Raw genomic sequence first — 18,125 nt, 5'->3', positions numbered from 1 at the left:
ATGATCAGGATGTCTTGATTGAGCTCCTGTCTATCCCGCGGTCGATGACAACCGTTGGAAGATAACGGCGATTGGAACATAAAAGCGACATGCCAGCCGCTTTACCGCCAAACGCGACGCCTAGAATTTAAGCATCAAGTCTCGGGAACCATCTCCCAGTCGACACTGAGAATACCAGGTTCAAGGATAAGAGGCGCCGCAATCTTATGTTGAATATCTTCCAACTGTTCCTCGCTGGACACCAGAATCTCGAGGGTTTGAATACCGTCGTGGTCTTTCGCCCCTTTTTCGAATCCAACAATTCGCACGCCATTTTGCGCCAGAGCTTGCAAAGCTGATGCTCGTGTTTGAGTCTGATCACTGGCAGCACACCGCACCAAAATGCGGAATTCCTGTGTAAGCGGCACACCGGCCCGCGTTGTGCGCTTCAGCCATTTCACTAACGGCCTTAGTCCCAGGTTCACGAAGATGACGAACCCGGTCATCATCAGCGCAAAAATCCAGGCACCGCTGCCAGCCATCATTCCCACCGCTGCAGAACACCACAATGTCGCGGCCGTGTTCAGACCATGAATTGTGAAACCGTGCCGGAAGATGATACCAGCGCCTAGAAAACCGATCCCCGACACAACTTGGGCGGCCACCCGGGTCGGGCTGACTTCGTCCGGATAAAGCGCTGAAAACACCACAAAAGCAGCAGCACTCAACGCCACCAAGGCATTCGTGCGCAGGCCTGCCATTCGTTGCCGAACCTGACGTTCCGACCCGATCAACGCGCCACAAAACAGTGCAAGGGCCAAATTCAGAGCGGCAATTTCAATAGCAATTGGCACGCGCACCTCCCAATTCGTTTTCGCCAACTCTCCCGGTTGGCCGAAGATCGTCATATTTCTGTTACAAATTATTTACAATAGGCCAGTCATTACGGTGCGCCCTATACCATCTGTGGTAGCTGGAAGATGACCTTGCTCTTGCGAAACCACCGTGCTTGGCCTATGGCGCGCACATGAGTGAAAAATCCCATGACCGCCTCCTGATCATCGACTTCGGCAGCCAGGTGACGCAGCTGATTGCTCGCCGTCTCCGCGAACTGAATGTCTACTGTGAAATTCATCCTTATCAAAACGTCACGATGGACTTCGTGCGGGAAATGTCCCCGCGCGCCGTGATATTTTCAGGTGGCCCGGACAGTGTGACTCGCGAAGGCTCTCCACGCGTTCCGCAAGAGATTTTCGACTATGGCGTGCCAATCCTGGGAATCTGCTATGGTCAGCAGGTGATGATGCATCAGCTTGGTGGCACGGTCGAAAGCGGCCATGGCACGGCCGAGTTCGGCCGCGCCTTCGTCACCCCGAACAAGATTGTGGATATTCTGGACGGCTGGTTCGCTGACGGTGATGAACAGGTCTGGATGAGCCACGGCGACCATGTCAGTGAAATCGCTCCGGGATTCGAGGTGTTTGGCACCTCGCCGAACGCACCGTATGCCATCACGGCAGATCCGGATCGCCACTTTTATGCGGTGCAATTCCACCCCGAGGTACACCACACCCCGAAAGGCGCGAAACTCTACGAAAATTTTGTGAAATTGGCCGGGTTCAAAGGCGACTGGACCATGGGTGCCTATCGCGAAGAGATGATCCGCAAGATCCGCGATCAAGTGGGCGATAAGAAAGTCATTTGCGGCCTGTCAGGCGGCGTCGACAGCTCGGTCGCGGCAATCTTGATTCACGAGGCGATCGGCGATCAGTTGACCTGTGTGTTCGTCGACCACGGCCTACTGCGCAAGAATGAAGCCACCGAAGTCGTTGGCATGTTCCGCGACAACTATAACATCCAGTTGATCCACGCCGATGAAAGCGATTTGTTCCTGGGCGAGTTGGACGGTCAGAGCGATCCTGAGACCAAGCGCAAAATCATCGGCAAACTTTTCATCGACGTGTTCCAGAAACATGCTGACACGATCGACGGCGCCGAGTTCCTGGCGCAGGGCACGCTGTACCCCGATGTCATCGAATCCGTTTCATTCTCGGGCGGCCCATCGGTCACGATCAAATCGCACCACAATGTGGGCGGCCTGCCCGAAAAGATGGGCATGAAGCTGGTTGAACCTCTGCGCGAGCTGTTCAAGGACGAGGTTCGCGCACTGGGCCGCGAACTGGGCCTTCCGCCCAGCTTCATCGGACGCCATCCTTTTCCCGGACCTGGCCTTGCGATCCGCTGTCCCGGCGCAATCACCCGCGAAAAACTGGAAATCCTACGAGAGGCCGACGCGATCTATATCGACCAGATTCGCAAGCACGGCCTATATGACGATATCTGGCAGGCCTTTGTCGCCATCCTTCCCGTGCGCACGGTTGGGGTCATGGGCGATGGCCGGACCTACGACTATGCCTGTGCCCTACGCGCGGTGACTTCGGTCGACGGAATGACAGCCGACTATTATCCGTTCAGTCATGAGTTCCTCGGTGAGACTGCCACGCGCATCATCAATGAGGTAAAGGGCATCAACCGCTGCACCTATGACATTACCTCAAAGCCTCCGGGCACGATTGAGTGGGAATAATCAAACAGATTCACGAACGCGTTGATCACGTTGCGCTCGGTGAAGTGCACCGCGCTCAGATCTGATAGAGCAGCCACCCTACCCCAAGCTGATGCTGCACCACGGTTGCGAAGTCAGCCGCAAACAAATCAGGCACCGTTGGACCATCAGACGCTTTGTGACTCAAACTGGTCACAACGACGTTTGGCTTGCATTCCGCATCCCGATCTCACAGCATGTTTTGCTAGAAGACCCCGAAGACAATACCGGACCTTTTTCAAATAGCAGTATCGCAGCAAATTGTAGCAAGTAGCGCCCAAGGTATTTTATGGCACTGATCAAGAACATTTTTTTCGTTTGTCTGTTAACTTTAACGATGTTGGTCGCGCTCGAAGTCATCCTGTTTGCCGCATTTTCAGTTCGGGACCTGGCAAGTGACGGCAGGGCTTCAAAAAAGACCGACAACCCGAACCAAAACGAAGAAACGTTTCAATTTCAAAACGACACTGAAAGCTTTCAGGGTTACCCCTACAAAGCCTTCGTTGGCTGGGAATCCCCCATGATTTCCAGCAAAACCCTGAACATCGACGAAGACCTGAGGCGCGTTACGACGAACCCTGAACCAGAAAGTGCAACGAAAGTCCACTTTTTCGGCGGGTCCACTATGTGGGGCCACAGCGTTTCCGACAAAAACACAATCCCCTCTCAATTTGCGGGATTGTCCGGGAAAACGTCTATTAACTACGGTGAGCAGGCATACAATTCACGACAAAGCCTCAACCGGCTTCTAAACAATCTGTCAGACATTCAAAGCGGAGACACTGTGGTGTTCTTCGACGGCGTGAATGACGTTTACCACAACTGCCTTGGCTTAAACTCCGCCAACGGCCATCCCCGCGAAGGCTTCATAAAGGCGGCTTTGGAAAACAAGTCACAATCTACCTCGGCGCTTTGGAGCATAATTCAATCCTCATCTATCAATCGCTTTGCCAGAGGCATCGGGCAGAAGTTGGATTCCAACTCAAACGACAAAAACTTCTCAGAGCTCAACCGTTGTGACGAAGAGGAATACGCGGAAGACGTAGCCAGTTTCCTTGTAGACAGTTGGGCCGCGACCGAAGCCATCGTCCAATCCAAAGGCGCGCGGTTTGTATGTGTACTTCAACCGAACCCTTACACGTTGAGCTCGGAACCCTTCAGCCATAACGCCAATTACGAAACTCAAATCCATCAAGTATACCCGAAGATACGGGCAAAAGCGCAAAGCCTTGGATGTTTCACAGACTACTCGGCACTTTTTCAAGAAGACCACTACATCGATCATTGCTGCCATGTGAACGCCAAGGGGAACCTGGAAATAGCCCGGCAATTCGCAAAGGACCTGAACTAGCGTTCTGAGCGCGCTGGTCTTTCTTCGAAAGGTCATCAACCCTGGAAAATATTGATTTTGGGTGACTTTCCGGTAAATCCAAGTCAGACAAACCTCTGACAGGCAAGATAACGCATACGGAGGCGTCAGGGTGGAAAGTTCGTCACCTCAGGTCGGAAAAGCGGCCGCTTGGATGATCGGGGCCATCGCGTCTTTCTCGTCAATGGCGGTCGCCGGGCGCGAGCTTAGTCTCTATCACGATACATTCGAAATTATGATGTACCGCAGTTTTGTGGGCTTTGTCGTCGTCGCGCTGGTCCTGACTGCGACTGGTAAATGGTATCAGGTCAAAACCAAACGTTTGGGCCTGCACGCTGTAAGAAACACACTGCATTTCACCGGGCAAAACCTTTGGTTCTATGCGGTCGGCGTAGCTCCTCTGGCGCAGGTGTTCGCGCTTGAGTTCACACAACCCATTTGGGTCATCCTGCTATCACCGCTTTTGCTAAAAGAACGCCTGACACTACTGAAAATGACGGCCGCTTTGATTGGGTTCGCAGGAATATTGGTTGTGACCCGACCTGGGGCCGCACCGCTAAGCCCCGGCATCTTGATGGCCGCCGCGTCAGCCATATTCTTCGCCTTTACAACTATCACGACAAAAAAGCTCACGAGATTTGCCAGTATCGGATGTATCGTGTTCTGGTTAACGGCCATGCAGGCGGTGCTGGGCACCGCGGCAGCTGGGTTTGACGGGCAGATCACCATTCCCAATGCACAAACGGCTCCGTTTCTGCTGCTTGTAGGACTGGCGGGGTTGTTGGCGCATTTCTGCATCACAAACGCTCTGGCCATCGCGCCGGCGACTGTGGTGATCCCCTTTGACTTCGCGCGCCTGCCCACCATCGCTGTGGTCGGCATGATCCTATATCACGAGCCGATCGATCACTGGACGCTTTTGGGTGCGGCAATAATTTTTGCCGGCATCTTTTTGAACGTGTGGTCAGAGAATCGTAACAGTTTGGCAACAGTTCGTAACGTAACAACTCCCAAGTAACGCATGGTCACCAGTTGACGTTAAAATGAGTCACGAGTGAGTATCGGGCACCACAAATAATGGGCCCGGCGATGCACACTCAGGCACTGCCAATAAGGCCCACGAGAGACAGTATGGGAGGAATAAATGAAAAAGGCGCTTCTACAAGCTTGCGCCCTATGCGTAGGGGCAACGACAGTGCAGGCGGGTGGCTTGGATCGCAGTGGTCAGGGCATCAATCTTATTTTTGAAGAAGGCACCGCCGTTCAGTTTCGACTTGGCTACACCAATCCTACAGTGTCAGGCACGCTAGGCGGAGTAGATTCTGGAAATATCGCGAAGGACTTCTTCACACCCCACCTGGGCTACAAAACTTCGCTGACCGAACAGCTCGATTTCGCGCTCGTGTATGATCAGCCCTTTGGCGCTGATGTGGCCTACGGTTCGAATTATCCATTGTCGCAGAACCCTACGTCAGTGGCAGGTGGCCGTACCGACGTTTTGCGTGCCTCAGCCGATACAGATGCGGTTACCGCATTGTTTCGGTACAAGTTTGACGGCGGCTTTAGCGCAATAGGTGGCTTACGCGCGCAGCGCCTGACAGGCAACGTGGCTGTTCCCGCTGCAGCGGGTTATGAGGTCGACATCGATCCGGAAATCGATTTTGGATACGTGGTCGGTGTAGCATGGGAAAAACCAGAAATTGCCGCCCGGGTCGCCCTAACGTACAACTCCAAAATCACGCACAATCTGTCGCAAACAGAATCTAACAATGTGGTGCCTCCAATTCCTGCGGGTCTTTCTGTCAACAACACAGAAACGGAAGTGGTAACACCGCAGTCGGTGAACCTCGACTTCCAGACGGGTGTGGCACCGAAGACGCTTTTGTTTGGATCAATACGTTGGGTTGATTGGCCGCAATCTATCTACGCCCCGCCTGTGTATGTTGGCATAACCGGAAACAACCTACTTGACTACGACGATGCTACGTTCACCTACACACTTGGCTTAGGCTATCAGTTCTCAGAGGAATTTTCCGGAGCAGTTACAGTTGGGTATGAGACTTCTACCGGCTCCACTGTTTCAGACTTGGGTCCGACTGATGGTTTCTGGAGCGTCGGTTTGGGCGGCACTTATTCGATCGAGCAAGCGAAGATTTCCGGTGGAATTCGCTATACCGATATTGGAGATGCTACGACAAACCAAGGAGCGCGGTTCACTGGAAACAGCGCCTGGAGTGTCGGTGTTCAGGTCACTTACGCCCTAAACTAATCAGCGTTAAGTCATGGATGAAAAGCCCCGCTGTTCAGCGGGGCTTTTTTTTCGCAAGTTTCGGGTCGCTTCAGTGGTACCCAAATGAAAGAGTGGCGCTATGGAAACTCAGAAACACCTCTCCCCCCGCGCTTGGTCCGAACTTTTGTTGCTGGGCTTGATTTGGGGCGCGTCCTTTTTATCGATCCGCATTGCCCTGGATACAATTCCGGTAATGACATCGGTTTTACATCGCACTTTCTGGGCTATGTTGGTGCTGTGGCTCGTTGTTCTAATTCAACGTCACAACATACCAAAAAGCCCCAAGGTCTGGCTGGCTTTTCTGGTCATGGGCCTTCTGAACAACGCTATTCCCTTTACATTGATGGCATGGGGCCAGCTGTATATCGACACTGGGCTGACGGCGATCCTGAACGCGGCCACGGCGGTTTTTGGCGTCCTGATCGCAGCCATGTTCTTCAAAGATGAGCGTCTGACAAAAGCCCGCCTAACAGGCGTCGGGCTGGGATTTCTGGGCGTGTCGATCGCGATCGGCATACAGAATTTCTCAAATTTCAGCCTACAAAGCACAGCCCAACTCGCGATAGTTGCCGGGACCATCTCATATGCGTTGGCTGCTGCATGGGCCCGCAAGTCATTGTCTGGCCTTTCGCCTATCGTCGCAGCAGCTGGGATGCTGACCGGATCGACGCTGCTGATCCTACCGGTCACATTGATGGTCGACGGCATGCCCACCTTGACCCTGCCTTTTGTGACATGGGTTGCCATCGGCTACTACGCCATCATAGCGACCGCTGGCGCGTACCTGTTATACTACCGCGTGCTTGCCATGGCTGGCAGCGGCAATCTGATGCTGGTCACCCTGGTTATCCCGCCCGTTGCCATTGTTCTGGGCGCTGCGGTGCGGGACGAGGCCCTTGAACCGAGGGCTTTCGTCGGGTTCGCAGTCCTTGCGTTGGGCCTGTTGATCTTAAATCGTTCTGGTTCTCGCAATTGACGCCGCCCCCTGCCCGATTTAGCAAAGGCTAAAAAGGGACAGTGGCAAATGATCTACGGCTCGGCAAAAGACTGGCGCAACGCGCCGCGAAAAAAAGTGCTGTTTTTCGGCATGTCGGGTCTGGGCAAAACCTATGTGTCAAACATCCTGAGGGATTCCGGCGGTTGGTTTCACTACTCAATCGACTACCGTATTGGCACCCGCTACATGGGCGAGTACATCACCGACAACGCCAAGGCCGAGGCGATGAAGGTCCCGTTTCTGCGCGATCTGTTACTTTCGGATTCGATCTATATCGGCTCGAACATATCATTTGAGAACCTGACCCCGGTGGCGGCCTATCTGGGCAAGCCAGGGAACCCAGATCTCGGCGGGCTTGAAGTGTCAGAATACCGCCGCCGGCAAGAGCAGTTCCGCCTGGCTGAAATTCACGCCCTGCTGGACACTGAGTATTTCATCGACCGTGCGCAGCGGTTGTACCAATACCCCCATTTCATCTGTGATACTGGCGGATCCATCTGCGAATGGGCAGACCCGGGCGACCCAGGCGATCAGTTGTTGACTGAATTGTCCCGACACACCCTTATGATATGGCTGAAGGGTGACGAAGATCATACCGCCGAGTTGATAAAACGCTTCGACAAAGCCCCTAAGCCGATGTCTTATCAGGGCGAATTTCTTACCCGCGTCTGGCAAGAATACTTGGACCAACACGGCTGCGCCGAGTCTGATGTTGATCCCGATGACTTCATCCGCTGGACCTATGCACAAGCTCTCGCTCATCGTCAACCCAGATACGAAGCCATGGCGAAGAACTGGGGTGTCGCAGTCACTGCAGGCGATATCAGCAAGGTACGCGATGCCCCTGATTTCGATGAGTTGATCGAACGCACCCTTGAGACCAGGCGCAATTGCGCCTAACTACCAGCTTTCTATGACCTCTTTAAAAGCCTGAGCATATGCCCATAAAGATCCCTTCAGACCTGCCCGCTTATGACGTCCTGACCAAAGAGGGCGTTATGGTCATGGACGAAGATCAGGCAATGCGTCAGGATATTCGCCCCTTGCGGATCGGGTTGCTTAACCTGATGCCCAAGAAGATCCAGACCGAAAACCAGTTTGCCCGATTGATCGGCGCGACCCCTTTGCAGATCGATCTGTCACTAATCCGTATGACCGAGCACAGGACCAAGAATACCGCAGCGGTTCATATGGCTGAGTTTTATCGCCCCTTTCAGGAGGTGAAGGATCAGAAATTTGATGGTCTCGTCATAACCGGCGCGCCTATCGAGCATTTGGATTTTGTCGATGTGACTTACTGGGATGAAATCAGCGAAGTCTTCGATTGGACCCAAACCAACGTTCATTCGACATTTGGCGTCTGCTGGGGTGGGATGGCGATGATCAACCACTTTCATGGTGTAAAAAAACACATGCTGGACGCCAAGGCCTTTGGGTGTTTCAGGCATCGAAACCTGAACCAAGCCTCTCCGTTTTTGCGCGGGTTTTCCGACGATTGCGTTATTCCTGTCAGTCGCTGGACTGAAATGAAGCAGGCCGAGATTGATGGTGCACCCGGTTTGACCACGTTGCTGGGCAGCGATGATGTTGGCCCTTGTCTGGTCGAGGACAGATCGCATCGGGCGCTCTATATCTTCAACCACTTCGAATACGATAGTGATACGTTGAAACAGGAATATGACCGTGATGTGACCAATGGCACGCCGATCAACGTGCCGATCAACTATTACCCAGACGACGATCCGGCCCAGACTCCGCAGAACCGGTGGCGCAGTCATGCGCATCTTTTGTATGGGAACTGGATCAATGAAATTTACCAGAGCACCCCTTTCGATATGAATGACATTGGCCGTTAAACTCCTGATATCTTTTGGCCTTGCAGTGTTGGGCCTGGCGCTATTCACCATCTGGCGCGCGACGCAGCAAGAAGCGCTGGCCGAAGCCGCCTTTCCGCCAGAAGGTGAAATGCTGGATATCGACGGTGTCGCGATTCATGCTGTTGTGATGGGCAAAGGCCCGGATGTCGTATTGATCCACGGGTCCAGCGGAAACACCCGTGACATGACCTTCGCCCTCGCCCCGATCCTGGCCGAGCACTACCGTGTTATCGTTTTTGACCGGCCCGGTCTTGGCTATTCCGCCAGTTTCAACCCGGATGGTGAAACCATCATCGAACAGGCGGATGTATTACAGCGCGCTGCTGCACTGCTTGGGGCCGACAAACCGATCGTGGCCGGGCAAAGCTATGGTGGGTCAGTTTCGTTGGCCTGGGCCATCACGCGCCCTGACAACATCTCGGCACTGGTCCTGATGGCTCCGGCTGCGATACCGTGGGAAACACCTCTGGATGGGTTCAACCAGCTCGCCTCAACTTCGGCAGGGAGTTCACTCGCCCTGCCCTTCATTACGTCATATGTTCCTGATTGGTACGTAACGCAGGCTCTGGACACCGTCTTTGCCCCACAAAAAGCTCCTGATGGCTATGCCGAACATTTCGGACCTCAATTGACTGTTCGCCGCGCCTCAATGCACGCGAATGCCAAACAGCGCGCAAACCTTCTGCATGAGATCACCCAGTTACAACCCAGATATGGCGAGATTTCTGTTCCGACCGAAATCGTGCACGGCACGGCAGATGATACTGTCGGGCTGGATTGGCACTCCGAACGTCTGATCGAGCAAATCCCGGGGGCGGAACTGATCGCACTGCAAGGCATTGGACATATGCCGCAGGTTGTCGCCGCACCCGAAGTTGCTGAAGCAATCGACCGCGCCGCCCGACGCGCAGGTTTGCGTTAAGACGACGCCTAATCCATAGTAAGATATGGATTTTATTGCGAGGTAGCACATGGCCCGGTCGGAAAAAGGCTCTATCGAAAAGTATTACCGCAAAGGCGCGCCCAAAAGCGTGCGCGAAGAAATCAAAAAGGCCAGCAAGGGCGATATCCTGAACCCCACCTATCCCTACGCCGAAAAAATGAAATCCAGCGACTACCAAGAACAGATGGACGCGCTGCAGATCGAGTTGGTCAAGATGCAGTCTTGGGTAAAGGAGACCGGTCAGAGGGTTGCCATTATCTTTGAAGGCCGTGATGCGGCGGGCAAAGGCGGAACCATTAAACGCTTTCGCGAAAACCTGAACCCACGCGGTGCCCGTAACGTCGCATTGTCCAAACCGTCGGACACAGAACGCAGCCAATGGTACTTTCAACGCTATATCCCGCATTTACCTGCGGCGGGGGAAATCGTGTTTTTTGATCGCAGTTGGTACAACAGAGGCGTTGTTGAAAACGTCTTTGGTTTTTGCACACCCAAAGAAAGAGAGCGGTTTTTCCGACAGGTTCTGCCGTTGGAGACAGGTTTGGTTAACGACGGCATTCATCTGTTCAAGTTTTGGCTGAACGTCGGGCGGGCCGAACAGTTGAACCGTTTTCTGGCACGCGAAACAGATCCGTTGAAACAATGGAAGTTGAGCCCGATTGATGTCGCGGGTCTGGACAAATGGGACGGGTATACACAGTCCATTTCTGAAACGCTGACACGATCTCATACCGACAGATGTCCATGGACGATCATACGATCTGATGACAAGAAACGCGCCCGGCTTGCGGCGATCCGAACCGTACTTCATGCGCTTGATTACGAAGAGAAAAAGACCAAAGATCTTGGCGCAATTGATCCGAAAATCTGCGGCGGGCCGGAAATCTGGGACGCATAGACTTGCAGTCCTTAGCTAAAGCAGTTTCTCGCATGAAATGACACATCGCTGCCGCATTTCTGCCGCCGAGAAGCCGTCGACATGCATCAAGGTTCCTACTTAAAAAGCGAGATACAGACAGGTGCTCTCGATGGTTGAGGAAGTATTCGCCGCGCTGCGGCATCCCTTTGAGTTGTTCTTTGATCCGACAAACCGCTTGTCCTTGCTTCATTTGGGGACAGCGCTGGCGGCGGCCATTTTCGTATTCTATCGAACCAGAAAAGCGCGGCAGGGCAAAACCTTCAAAGATCTGCTCAATTGGTTGCTTCCTTGGGATGTGCTGACTCATAAGTCAGCAAAAGCCGATTACGTCATGTTTTTCTTGAATAAATCCATCATCGGCGCAATCTATGCATCGATCTTGTTGCAAGTTCCGTTCTGGTACAATGTCGTCGAAAAAATCTTGGGACCTGCAACCGAAGGACCATATGATTCCTCGCTCGCTGTGTCAGTATTCTATACAGCGGTGGCTGTCCTCGTATTCGATGGGGCTCTTTGGTTCGGGCACTATATTTTTCACAAGATCCCCTTTTTGTGGGAATTCCACAAAGTCCACCACTCGGCCGAAGTCATGACACCGCTGACGGCATCTCGCATGCACCCGGTTGAGGAAATCATCTCGTCTTTACTAAGCGGCTTTTTCGTTGGGGTTGCTGTGGCATTGCTTGACCAGTTTTTTGGCAGTGGTGGACGGGCGTTTACCTTGTTTGGACTAAACATCATCGTCTTCGTATTTTTCATAGCTGCCTTCAACTTGCGTCACAGCCATGTCTGGCTGCAATATCCTGACTGGGTGCAGCATGTCTTCGTGAGCCCTGCACAGCATCAGATTCATCATTCCAAGGCCCGTAAGCATTGGGATAAGAACATGGGCTTTATCTTTGCGATATGGGACTGGAGTGCCGGAACACTTTACTCACCAAAATCGAAGGAAAATATTGAATACGGTTTGGGAAATGGCGAAGACGGAACATGGAACGATCCCGTCGTTTTATATCTGCGCCCGTTCCGAAACGCTTTTGCTCTCTTAAAAAAGGATCCCAGAGGTGCTCTTACAGGATCCAACGCCGAAGCCCGCTCGGAACAAGAAGCCACACATGCGAGCTCTGCCGAGAGCAACTAATCCTCATGTTGTGAAATAATGGGTCTGCGACCTCTCAAGCGTTGGACGAACCTATCCTGATACACTATCTCTTTGGTCTCAATTGTCTTTAGCACAAAGGTGCCTGAGCCCGGGATGACGAAACGCGGTTATCACCATGGAAACCTGAAACAAGCCCTGATCGAGGCTGCTTTGTCTCTGATTGAAGAAAAGGGTCCAACGGGTTTCACACTTTCTGAGGCGGCCAAAACTGCGGGCGTGACACCAGCGGCTGTATATCGTCACTTTCAAGGCCGCGAAGATCTGATTGCAGAAGCGGCGCGGCAAGGCTTTGAGATGTTCGCCGATCTGATGCAATATGCCTATGACAAGGGACAGCCGTCAGCCCTGGCGGCTTTTGAAGCCACCGGCCGCGCCTATCTGGCCTTTGCACGAAAACATCCCGGCCATTATATCTCGATGTTCGAAAGTGGTATTTCCCTGAACCGAACCCCGGAATTGTCGCTTGCGGCGAACCGGGCAAAAAGCGTGCTTGAAAAAGCCGCTGACGATTTGTCCCAGCATATTCCACCGGAAAAGCGCCCTCCTGCTGCGATGTTCAGCGCACATATCTGGGCAATGAGCCATGGCGTTGTTGAACTCTATGCCCGCAACACGGGTGCAACGTCCCCTTTTCCGCCTGAAGACCTACTTGAAAGCGGTATTGGCATTTACCTCAGGGGATTGGGTTTGGTTCCTCAGGACAAGTGATCCTAAATCTAGGCCGGACCGAACCCAACGTGGATGCATTTCTGAAGGCCGACGACCGATCCCACGCTGGATCGTGTCCCTAGATGCGATGAACTGCCTCGATCCGGTCATCGCTTAATGAGGCCGGCTAGTCGTTTAGAAGCCACCGTATTTTTCGTAAAGCGTCTGCTCCGTGCGACCACCCTGGCGTTACCCCACAGAGAACATCACGACTTTATGTCAAAACGCTTATTTTGTTAGCTTTATTGATGTTTTTGGGACTACCGACTAGGAGTTAAGGCAGACGCTCGCGTTACTACCTTAGCTAGACCTTTGAATCGTCTGCCTTGCCATGGGTCCGGTCGTAGGAAGATACCTTGGGCTGTTGATGCGCCGCGCGAACATCTTCTCCGGGATCATACACCTCAATCAGCAACGGATAGCAGGATGCAGCGTCGGACGAATGCTCGGATGAACAATCGCCGCCAGGACATGCTGAGATGCCAACCACAAGGTCAATTTCCGCGTGAAATTCCAGATAATCACCGGGGCGCACTGGGCTTGCTTTCATGAAGTACTGACCAGTATCGCGGGTAAAACCGGTGCACATGAAAACATTCAAAACATCATGCACGTACACCTCCGCTTCGTGCAAGGGTAATTCACAATGACTGGCTAATGCGCGCGTCAGGTTGGAATGGCAGCAATGGTGATAGTCGTTGCCCGACAGCAACCGCCCGGTGTAGGGATCGCAACGCGTACCAATGACGTCATGCACTGATCCCCCAAACTCGTCAAAGCCATACCAGTCAAGGGTGTCTTCGACGATGGTCGCCATTGGGCGCATAGCTGGAAAACTTGACCACATTCGGTCGCCGGTCGACAGATGCGTGCCATGCAGTGCCCGTGTTTTTCCCGAGTAGAACCGCTCGTTCAGGTCATGTTTGTTCCAAAGGTTCAAATCACCAACCTGCGCGCCGTCGACCGAAACGATGCGAAAGAACGCTCCGGCAGGTACGTCTATGCAAGCCGCATCTCGTGGCAGCGCCGTAGTTTCTGCAGATTTCTTAGCCTTTTGCCTCAGGTCACTCAGCCCCTTCAAATCAGGTTGGTCGAGGCTGTCCGGCGGGTAACAGATCACCGGCTGAATACCCTTGCGGACATTCGCGTCCTGAGGCGGCGTGAAGCTTGGGTTTTCTGATTTCACGAGGGACTTCCAACTGTTTTGTGACAAGCGCTTAACGTCACCAGAGATAGGACAACTTCATACGAGATGCCATCCGGGTTGACAGATTCAAAATCGGCTCATCGCAATGCCTTGCCGCCGCACCAGTTGGCCAGCCACCTCCGCAGCGCCATGCGTTGCGATCTGTGCCAATTGTGAGGACCAGCAATGAGCAGTCCTATTTGTGCACAAAAGCTTTGAAAACCGTCATCGTGATTGGCCGGCGTATTCACCCAACACCGGCGTCAGTTTGCAATTCAAACAATCGCAGCTGCACCCATGCCTGTTTCGTCCATCGCGGATACAAAAGCGCCATTTCGAGTTTGGAAAGACCACCAATGACAGTCAAGTAAATGGCGGAGAGACAGGGATTCGAACCCTGGAGACGGTCTCCCGCCTACACACTTTCCAGGCGTGCGCCTTCGACCACTCGGCCACCTCTCCGTGAAGGCGATATGTGAACCAACACAATCAGATTTGCAAGGCCCCAAATCGGGGAATTTGGTGCCGTCTGAGTAAATAAATCACGCAAATGAGTCAGCGGGTCACACAGAGAAAACAACCTCACTTTGTGATCGAGCGGATCGTCGTTGGACTACGGATCAGAACTCCTCACCACCATCGGGATCCAGATCCGACTCTTTCATTTCTATTGGGCTGGTCGAGTCTCTTCGGGATTGCCCTTGCGCACTGTCCAACCTGGTTTCGGGGGCGTTATCAGAAGATTGCAAAACCTCTGGGTTCCGTAGCCACAAATCGCGCTGGGCAAATGGAATCTCGATCCCCGCCTCGGCGAAGCGGTGGTTAATCTCATGGTTCATGTCGGATTTCACCGACAAAACCCAGTTCACGTCACGCAAGATGGCCCGTATCTCGAAATCCAGGGAGTCGGCCCCGAAGCCCTGGAACACCACACTGGGCGCCGGGTTGGCCAGAACCATCGGGTGAGTGTTAGCAACCTCTCCCAATATCTCCTCGACCTGTTTTGTATCGGTCCCATAGGCCACGCCAACCGGCACGATCACCCGGCCAATCGTGTTCCCTCGCGTGTAGTTTGTCACCACTCCGCTGATCAGGTCCGAATTCGGGACAATCACATCCGTTCTGTCAAAGGTCTCGATCCGGGTCGACCGCACCGAGATGTCGCGCACATAGCCCATCATCCCGTTCACGTCGATCCAGTCGCCCTTGGAAATCGGACGTTCGACCAAGAGGATAATGCCAGACACGAAATTCGAAACGATAGTTTGCAGACCAAAACCGATGCCCACAGACAACGCACCGGCAACGATGGCAAGCGACGACAGGTCAAAACCCGCCACCATGATGGCGACCAAAGCGGCCAGAAAGACGCCGACATATCCTGACCCGGAAACGATCGCATTCTGGCCCCCCGGGTCGATACTGGTTTTTGGCAGCAGTGAGTTTCGCAGCCCGCTTTGCAAAAGCCGCGTTAAGGCATAGCCAATCGCAAATACTGCAACAAATGTCAGAAAGTTGGTGGGTGAGATCGTCACGCCGCCGATATCGAAACCCTGCAACAGCCGAGACCAAGCTTCGAGCAGATCCGCCTCGCGGGCTCCCCAATAGACTGCAAGGATCGGTAACGCGATGATCGTCAGGGCAAATCCAATCAGCACCGCAAAAAGCGAATCCCCGGCGCCTTCGCCCTGCCCGCTTACCCAACCATAGATCTGGCAGAAGAAGCGCTGGAAGATGATCAATGCGGCAATCAAAACCAGTGTTTTGACGGCTGGAAAGACAATGGCTTCTGCAGCATTGGTATAGCCCAGAAGTGCTAGAAAGGGTGCGGCCATGCCCAGCATGAACAGCGCGCGGCGCAAAAACTCGACCAGTTGGCTGAAACCCGCTGCCCGGGACGAGGTGTTTTGTTCAGACCCCTCCTTCTGAACGTCATTTGTTCGTATGTGACGTGCACGCAGCAGCAACAGAGCAGTTGCCACAATAATTGGAAAACTGACCACGGCCCGTGTCGCATCCGAGATGTTTTCAATCTTCTCGAACAACTTTACCAACTCGTGCAGGATCAGCATGATCGCCAGCAAATCCAGGTAGATACGAAGCTCTGTGATTTTTCTGACCGAAAGGCGTTTGAAGTTGTTCGCCGCACCCATCAGATAAATTTGGCGACCGATCCAGTCGTAAGACAGCACAATTGCTGCCCAGTAGGGGATTTCATCAACCAACAGCGATCCGCGCAGGCCCAAAACATCGGTGAGGTAGAGCGCCACGACCACTGCCAACACACCGATCCATGGCAAGATGATCCGAAGCAGCGAAATGACAAAGGTCCAAACGCCACTGCCAGAACCGCCAAACTGCCGCAGATACTCACCACCCTTCTCTGACCAGTATTTGCCAAAGACCAGCAAGACCGTAGCGATGCCCAGCAATATGAAAATCACCAATCCACGTTCGCGAATTTGCTCGCGAACAACGTCGGTCTTCATATTCTTGACCGTCTCGTTGATCAGGCTGCGGGCCGCACTTTCGACATCCACCCATGCCGGGGCCCAATACGCCGGGTTGATTGGCGACGGGCCCTTCTCCAAAAGCTCCTTGGTTTGTCGATCACGGATAATCTGGTCGATTTCGCTGATCAGCCCGTTGGCGCGGCTATACGCTTCTTCCGAGATGATGCGCGGAACGCGCAAGCTGTTCAGCTGGTTTTCAAGGTGCTGGCGCAGCTTGGCAATGTCTTCTGGTTCAGTCGCATCCCCTTCGGGTTTAGGCCCCAGGGCTTTAAGCTGCCCTTCCAGTGTCTCAATCCGCTCGGTATTTTCTCCGCGAGATTTGTTAAAGGTATCTCGATAACCATTTATTTCTGAACGCAAATTTTCCAACGCCGCGCTCGACGCCCTGTTGACGTCTATCACGGCCTCGGCCCGGTCCGCTGTTCTTATCCATGTCTGATAGTATTCGCTTTGCCGATCTGACAGCTGCGCATCTGCAATACTACCAAACCCGACAAGCGACAGGATAACGAGAGCAAGAAACAGGCGGACCTGTCGCAGCATCATACGTCCTCGAATACGCCCGGAATGCTACGCGGCGCTTCGGTCATCCAGTCGGGTACGGGCAGCTCTTTTTCACGCAGGAATTCTGGGTTGAACAGCTTGGACTGATAGCGCGTGCCGTAATCACACAGAATGGTCACAATGGTATGGCCCGGTCCCATTTCCTTAGCCAAACGCACTGCGCCAGCCATGTTGATCGCGGTTGATCCGCCCATAACAAGGCCTTCTTCGCGCAAGAGGTTAAAGATATAGGGCACCGCTTCATTGTCGGTGATTTGATAAGAATGGTCCGGTGTGAACCCTTCAAGGTTTTTGGTCACGCGGACCTGCCCGATGCCCTCGGCGATCGAGCTGCCTTCCATCGCGATCTCGCCGGTTGTGTAGTAGGAAAAGAGTCCTGCCCCCATCGGATCGGCGAGGCCAATTTTGACGCCTTTGGGCTGCAGGGCATCGGCCACGCCTGCCAAAGTGCCGCCAGATCCGACGGCGCAGATGAACCCATCAACCTTGCCACCTGTCTGTTCCCAGATTTCCGGGCCGGTGGTTTCCACATGGGCTTGTCGGTTGGCCACATTATCAAACTGATTGGCCCAGATTGCGCCATTTGGTTCGGTCTGCGCCAGCTCCTCGGCCAGACGGCGAGAGTAGTGCACGAAGTTGTTCGGGTTGCGATACGGTGCCGCTGGCACCTGCACAAGCTGCGCCCCCGCCAGCCGCAGCATGTCTTTTTTCTCTTCCGACTGGGTTTCCGGGATCACGATCACAGTCTTGAACCCCATCGAAGCACCCACAAGCGCGAGCCCGATGCCAGTGTTCCCCGCAGTGCCTTCGACGATCGTGCCTCCGGGCTTCAGATCGCCGCGGGCGATGGCATCGCGAATGATATAAAGCGCGGCACGGTCTTTAACGGACTGGCCCGGGTTCATGAACTCGGCCTTGCCGAGGATTTCGCACCCGGTTTCGTCACTGATGCGGCGCAGCCGGATCAACGGTGTTTTTCCTACTGCGTCAGCAAGATCTCGTGCAATGCGCAT

The 18,125-nt window shown here is 53.6% G+C and carries 15 protein-coding genes and 1 tRNA gene; 11 read left to right on the top strand and 5 right to left on the bottom strand.

What is annotated here, in order from left to right; genetic code table 11:
• Window positions 1–134: 134 nt before the first annotated feature.
• Complete coding sequence (locus Q1B13_RS06775; RefSeq protein ID WP_299078697.1) at window positions 135–833, bottom strand: MgtC/SapB family protein; 699 nt, start codon at window positions 831–833, stop codon at window positions 135–137.
• Between the two features lie 173 nt (window positions 834–1,006).
• Here Q1B13_RS06775 and guaA point away from each other — a divergent pair, with 173 nt between their 5' ends.
• The 11 genes from guaA to Q1B13_RS06720 all read left to right on the top strand — a co-directional run bounded on the left by guaA (window position 1,007) and on the right by Q1B13_RS06720 (window position 12,849).
• Window positions 1,007–2,566 (top strand): glutamine-hydrolyzing GMP synthase, encoded by a 1,560-nt coding sequence (gene guaA, locus Q1B13_RS06770; RefSeq protein ID WP_299078694.1) that lies wholly within the window; start codon window positions 1,007–1,009, stop codon window positions 2,564–2,566.
• A 355-nt stretch (window positions 2,567–2,921) separates the two neighbouring features.
• On the top strand, window positions 2,922–3,935 hold the full coding sequence (locus Q1B13_RS06765; protein ID WP_299799742.1) for a hypothetical protein: 1,014 nt from the start codon (window positions 2,922–2,924) through the stop codon (window positions 3,933–3,935).
• A 130-nt stretch (window positions 3,936–4,065) separates the two neighbouring features.
• Window positions 4,066–4,971, top strand: a complete 906-nt coding sequence (locus Q1B13_RS06760) for a DMT family transporter (RefSeq protein WP_366525487.1) — start codon at window positions 4,066–4,068, stop codon at window positions 4,969–4,971.
• Window positions 4,972–5,163: 192 nt separating this feature from the next.
• Entirely contained in the window at window positions 5,164–6,222 is a 1,059-nt protein-coding gene (locus tag Q1B13_RS06755) for an OmpP1/FadL family transporter (protein ID WP_298932253.1), read from the top strand.
• A 100-nt stretch (window positions 6,223–6,322) separates the two neighbouring features.
• On the top strand, window positions 6,323–7,219 hold the full coding sequence (locus tag Q1B13_RS06750; RefSeq protein ID WP_299078688.1) for a DMT family transporter: 897 nt from the start codon (window positions 6,323–6,325) through the stop codon (window positions 7,217–7,219).
• Window positions 7,220–7,267: 48 nt separating this feature from the next.
• On the top strand, window positions 7,268–8,140 hold the full coding sequence (locus tag Q1B13_RS06745; RefSeq protein ID WP_299078685.1) for an ATPase: 873 nt from the start codon (window positions 7,268–7,270) through the stop codon (window positions 8,138–8,140).
• A gap of 38 nt (window positions 8,141–8,178) precedes the next feature.
• Window positions 8,179–9,096, top strand: coding sequence for a homoserine O-succinyltransferase (metA, locus tag Q1B13_RS06740; protein ID WP_299078682.1), 918 nt, complete (start codon window positions 8,179–8,181; stop codon window positions 9,094–9,096).
• Window positions 9,086–10,039, top strand: a complete 954-nt coding sequence (locus Q1B13_RS06735) for an alpha/beta hydrolase (protein WP_299078679.1) — start codon at window positions 9,086–9,088, stop codon at window positions 10,037–10,039. Before metA ends, Q1B13_RS06735 begins: the two co-directional genes overlap by 11 nt.
• Window positions 10,040–10,088: 49 nt before the next feature.
• Window positions 10,089–10,958 carry a polyphosphate kinase 2 gene (ppk2, locus tag Q1B13_RS06730; RefSeq protein ID WP_299078677.1) on the top strand — a complete coding sequence of 290 codons (870 nt, stop codon included), beginning with the start codon at window positions 10,089–10,091 and terminating at the stop codon, window positions 10,956–10,958.
• Window positions 10,959–11,088: 130 nt separating this feature from the next.
• Window positions 11,089–12,120 carry a sterol desaturase family protein gene (locus tag Q1B13_RS06725; protein ID WP_299078674.1) on the top strand — a complete coding sequence of 344 codons (1,032 nt, stop codon included), beginning with the start codon at window positions 11,089–11,091 and terminating at the stop codon, window positions 12,118–12,120.
• 114 nt (window positions 12,121–12,234) lie between these two features.
• Window positions 12,235–12,849 carry a TetR/AcrR family transcriptional regulator gene (locus Q1B13_RS06720; RefSeq protein WP_298932263.1) on the top strand — a complete coding sequence of 205 codons (615 nt, stop codon included), beginning with the start codon at window positions 12,235–12,237 and terminating at the stop codon, window positions 12,847–12,849.
• Window positions 12,850–13,153: 304 nt separating this feature from the next.
• Here the strand turns inward: Q1B13_RS06720 and Q1B13_RS06715 are convergent, their stop codons facing one another.
• The 4 genes from Q1B13_RS06715 to Q1B13_RS06700 all read right to left on the bottom strand — a co-directional run bounded on the left by Q1B13_RS06715 (window position 13,154) and on the right by Q1B13_RS06700 (window position 18,125).
• A complete protein-coding gene (locus tag Q1B13_RS06715; protein ID WP_299078671.1) occupies window positions 13,154–14,035 on the bottom strand; it encodes a DUF1989 domain-containing protein in 882 nt (293 codons plus the stop codon).
• Between the two features lie 372 nt (window positions 14,036–14,407).
• Window positions 14,408–14,497: transfer RNA gene (locus tag Q1B13_RS06710), tRNA-Ser, on the bottom strand.
• A 158-nt stretch (window positions 14,498–14,655) separates the two neighbouring features.
• Window positions 14,656–17,091: a DUF3772 domain-containing protein gene (locus Q1B13_RS06705; RefSeq protein ID WP_298932267.1), complete on the bottom strand. Its 2,436-nt coding sequence runs from the start codon at window positions 17,089–17,091 to the stop codon at window positions 14,656–14,658.
• Window positions 17,091–18,125, bottom strand: a complete 1,035-nt coding sequence (locus tag Q1B13_RS06700) for a cysteine synthase A (RefSeq protein ID WP_299078668.1) — start codon at window positions 18,123–18,125, stop codon at window positions 17,091–17,093. The genes Q1B13_RS06705 and Q1B13_RS06700 overlap by 1 nt, the downstream gene beginning before the upstream one ends.

Source organism: uncultured Ruegeria sp., assembly GCF_947489545.1.
Taxonomy (GTDB): Bacteria; Pseudomonadota; Alphaproteobacteria; order Rhodobacterales; family Rhodobacteraceae; genus Ruegeria.
Note: the sequence above shows the minus strand (reverse complement) of the source record. Positions and strands in the feature narration are given on the sequence as shown.

Excerpts from the sequence above, each read along its gene's own strand:
- guaA (WP_299078694.1), top strand. The coding sequence starts at position 1,007 with ATGAGTGAAAAATCCCATGACCGCCTCCTGATCATCGACTTCGGCAGC.
- Q1B13_RS06765 (WP_299799742.1), top strand. The coding sequence starts at position 2,922 with ATGTTGGTCGCGCTCGAAGTCATCCTGTTTGCCGCATTTTCAGTTCGG.
- Q1B13_RS06750 (WP_299078688.1), top strand. The coding sequence starts at position 6,323 with ATGGAAACTCAGAAACACCTCTCCCCCCGCGCTTGGTCCGAACTTTTG.
- Q1B13_RS06745 (WP_299078685.1), top strand. The coding sequence starts at position 7,268 with ATGATCTACGGCTCGGCAAAAGACTGGCGCAACGCGCCGCGAAAAAAA.
- metA (WP_299078682.1), top strand. The coding sequence starts at position 8,179 with ATGCCCATAAAGATCCCTTCAGACCTGCCCGCTTATGACGTCCTGACC.
- ppk2 (WP_299078677.1), top strand. The coding sequence starts at position 10,089 with ATGGCCCGGTCGGAAAAAGGCTCTATCGAAAAGTATTACCGCAAAGGC.
- Q1B13_RS06725 (WP_299078674.1), top strand. The coding sequence starts at position 11,089 with ATGGTTGAGGAAGTATTCGCCGCGCTGCGGCATCCCTTTGAGTTGTTC.
- Q1B13_RS06720 (WP_298932263.1), top strand. The coding sequence starts at position 12,235 with ATGACGAAACGCGGTTATCACCATGGAAACCTGAAACAAGCCCTGATC.
- Q1B13_RS06705 (WP_298932267.1), bottom strand. The coding sequence starts at position 17,091 with ATGCTGCGACAGGTCCGCCTGTTTCTTGCTCTCGTTATCCTGTCGCTT.
- Q1B13_RS06700 (WP_299078668.1), bottom strand. The coding sequence starts at position 18,125 with ATGCGCATTGCACGAGATCTTGCTGACGCAGTAGGAAAAACACCGTTG.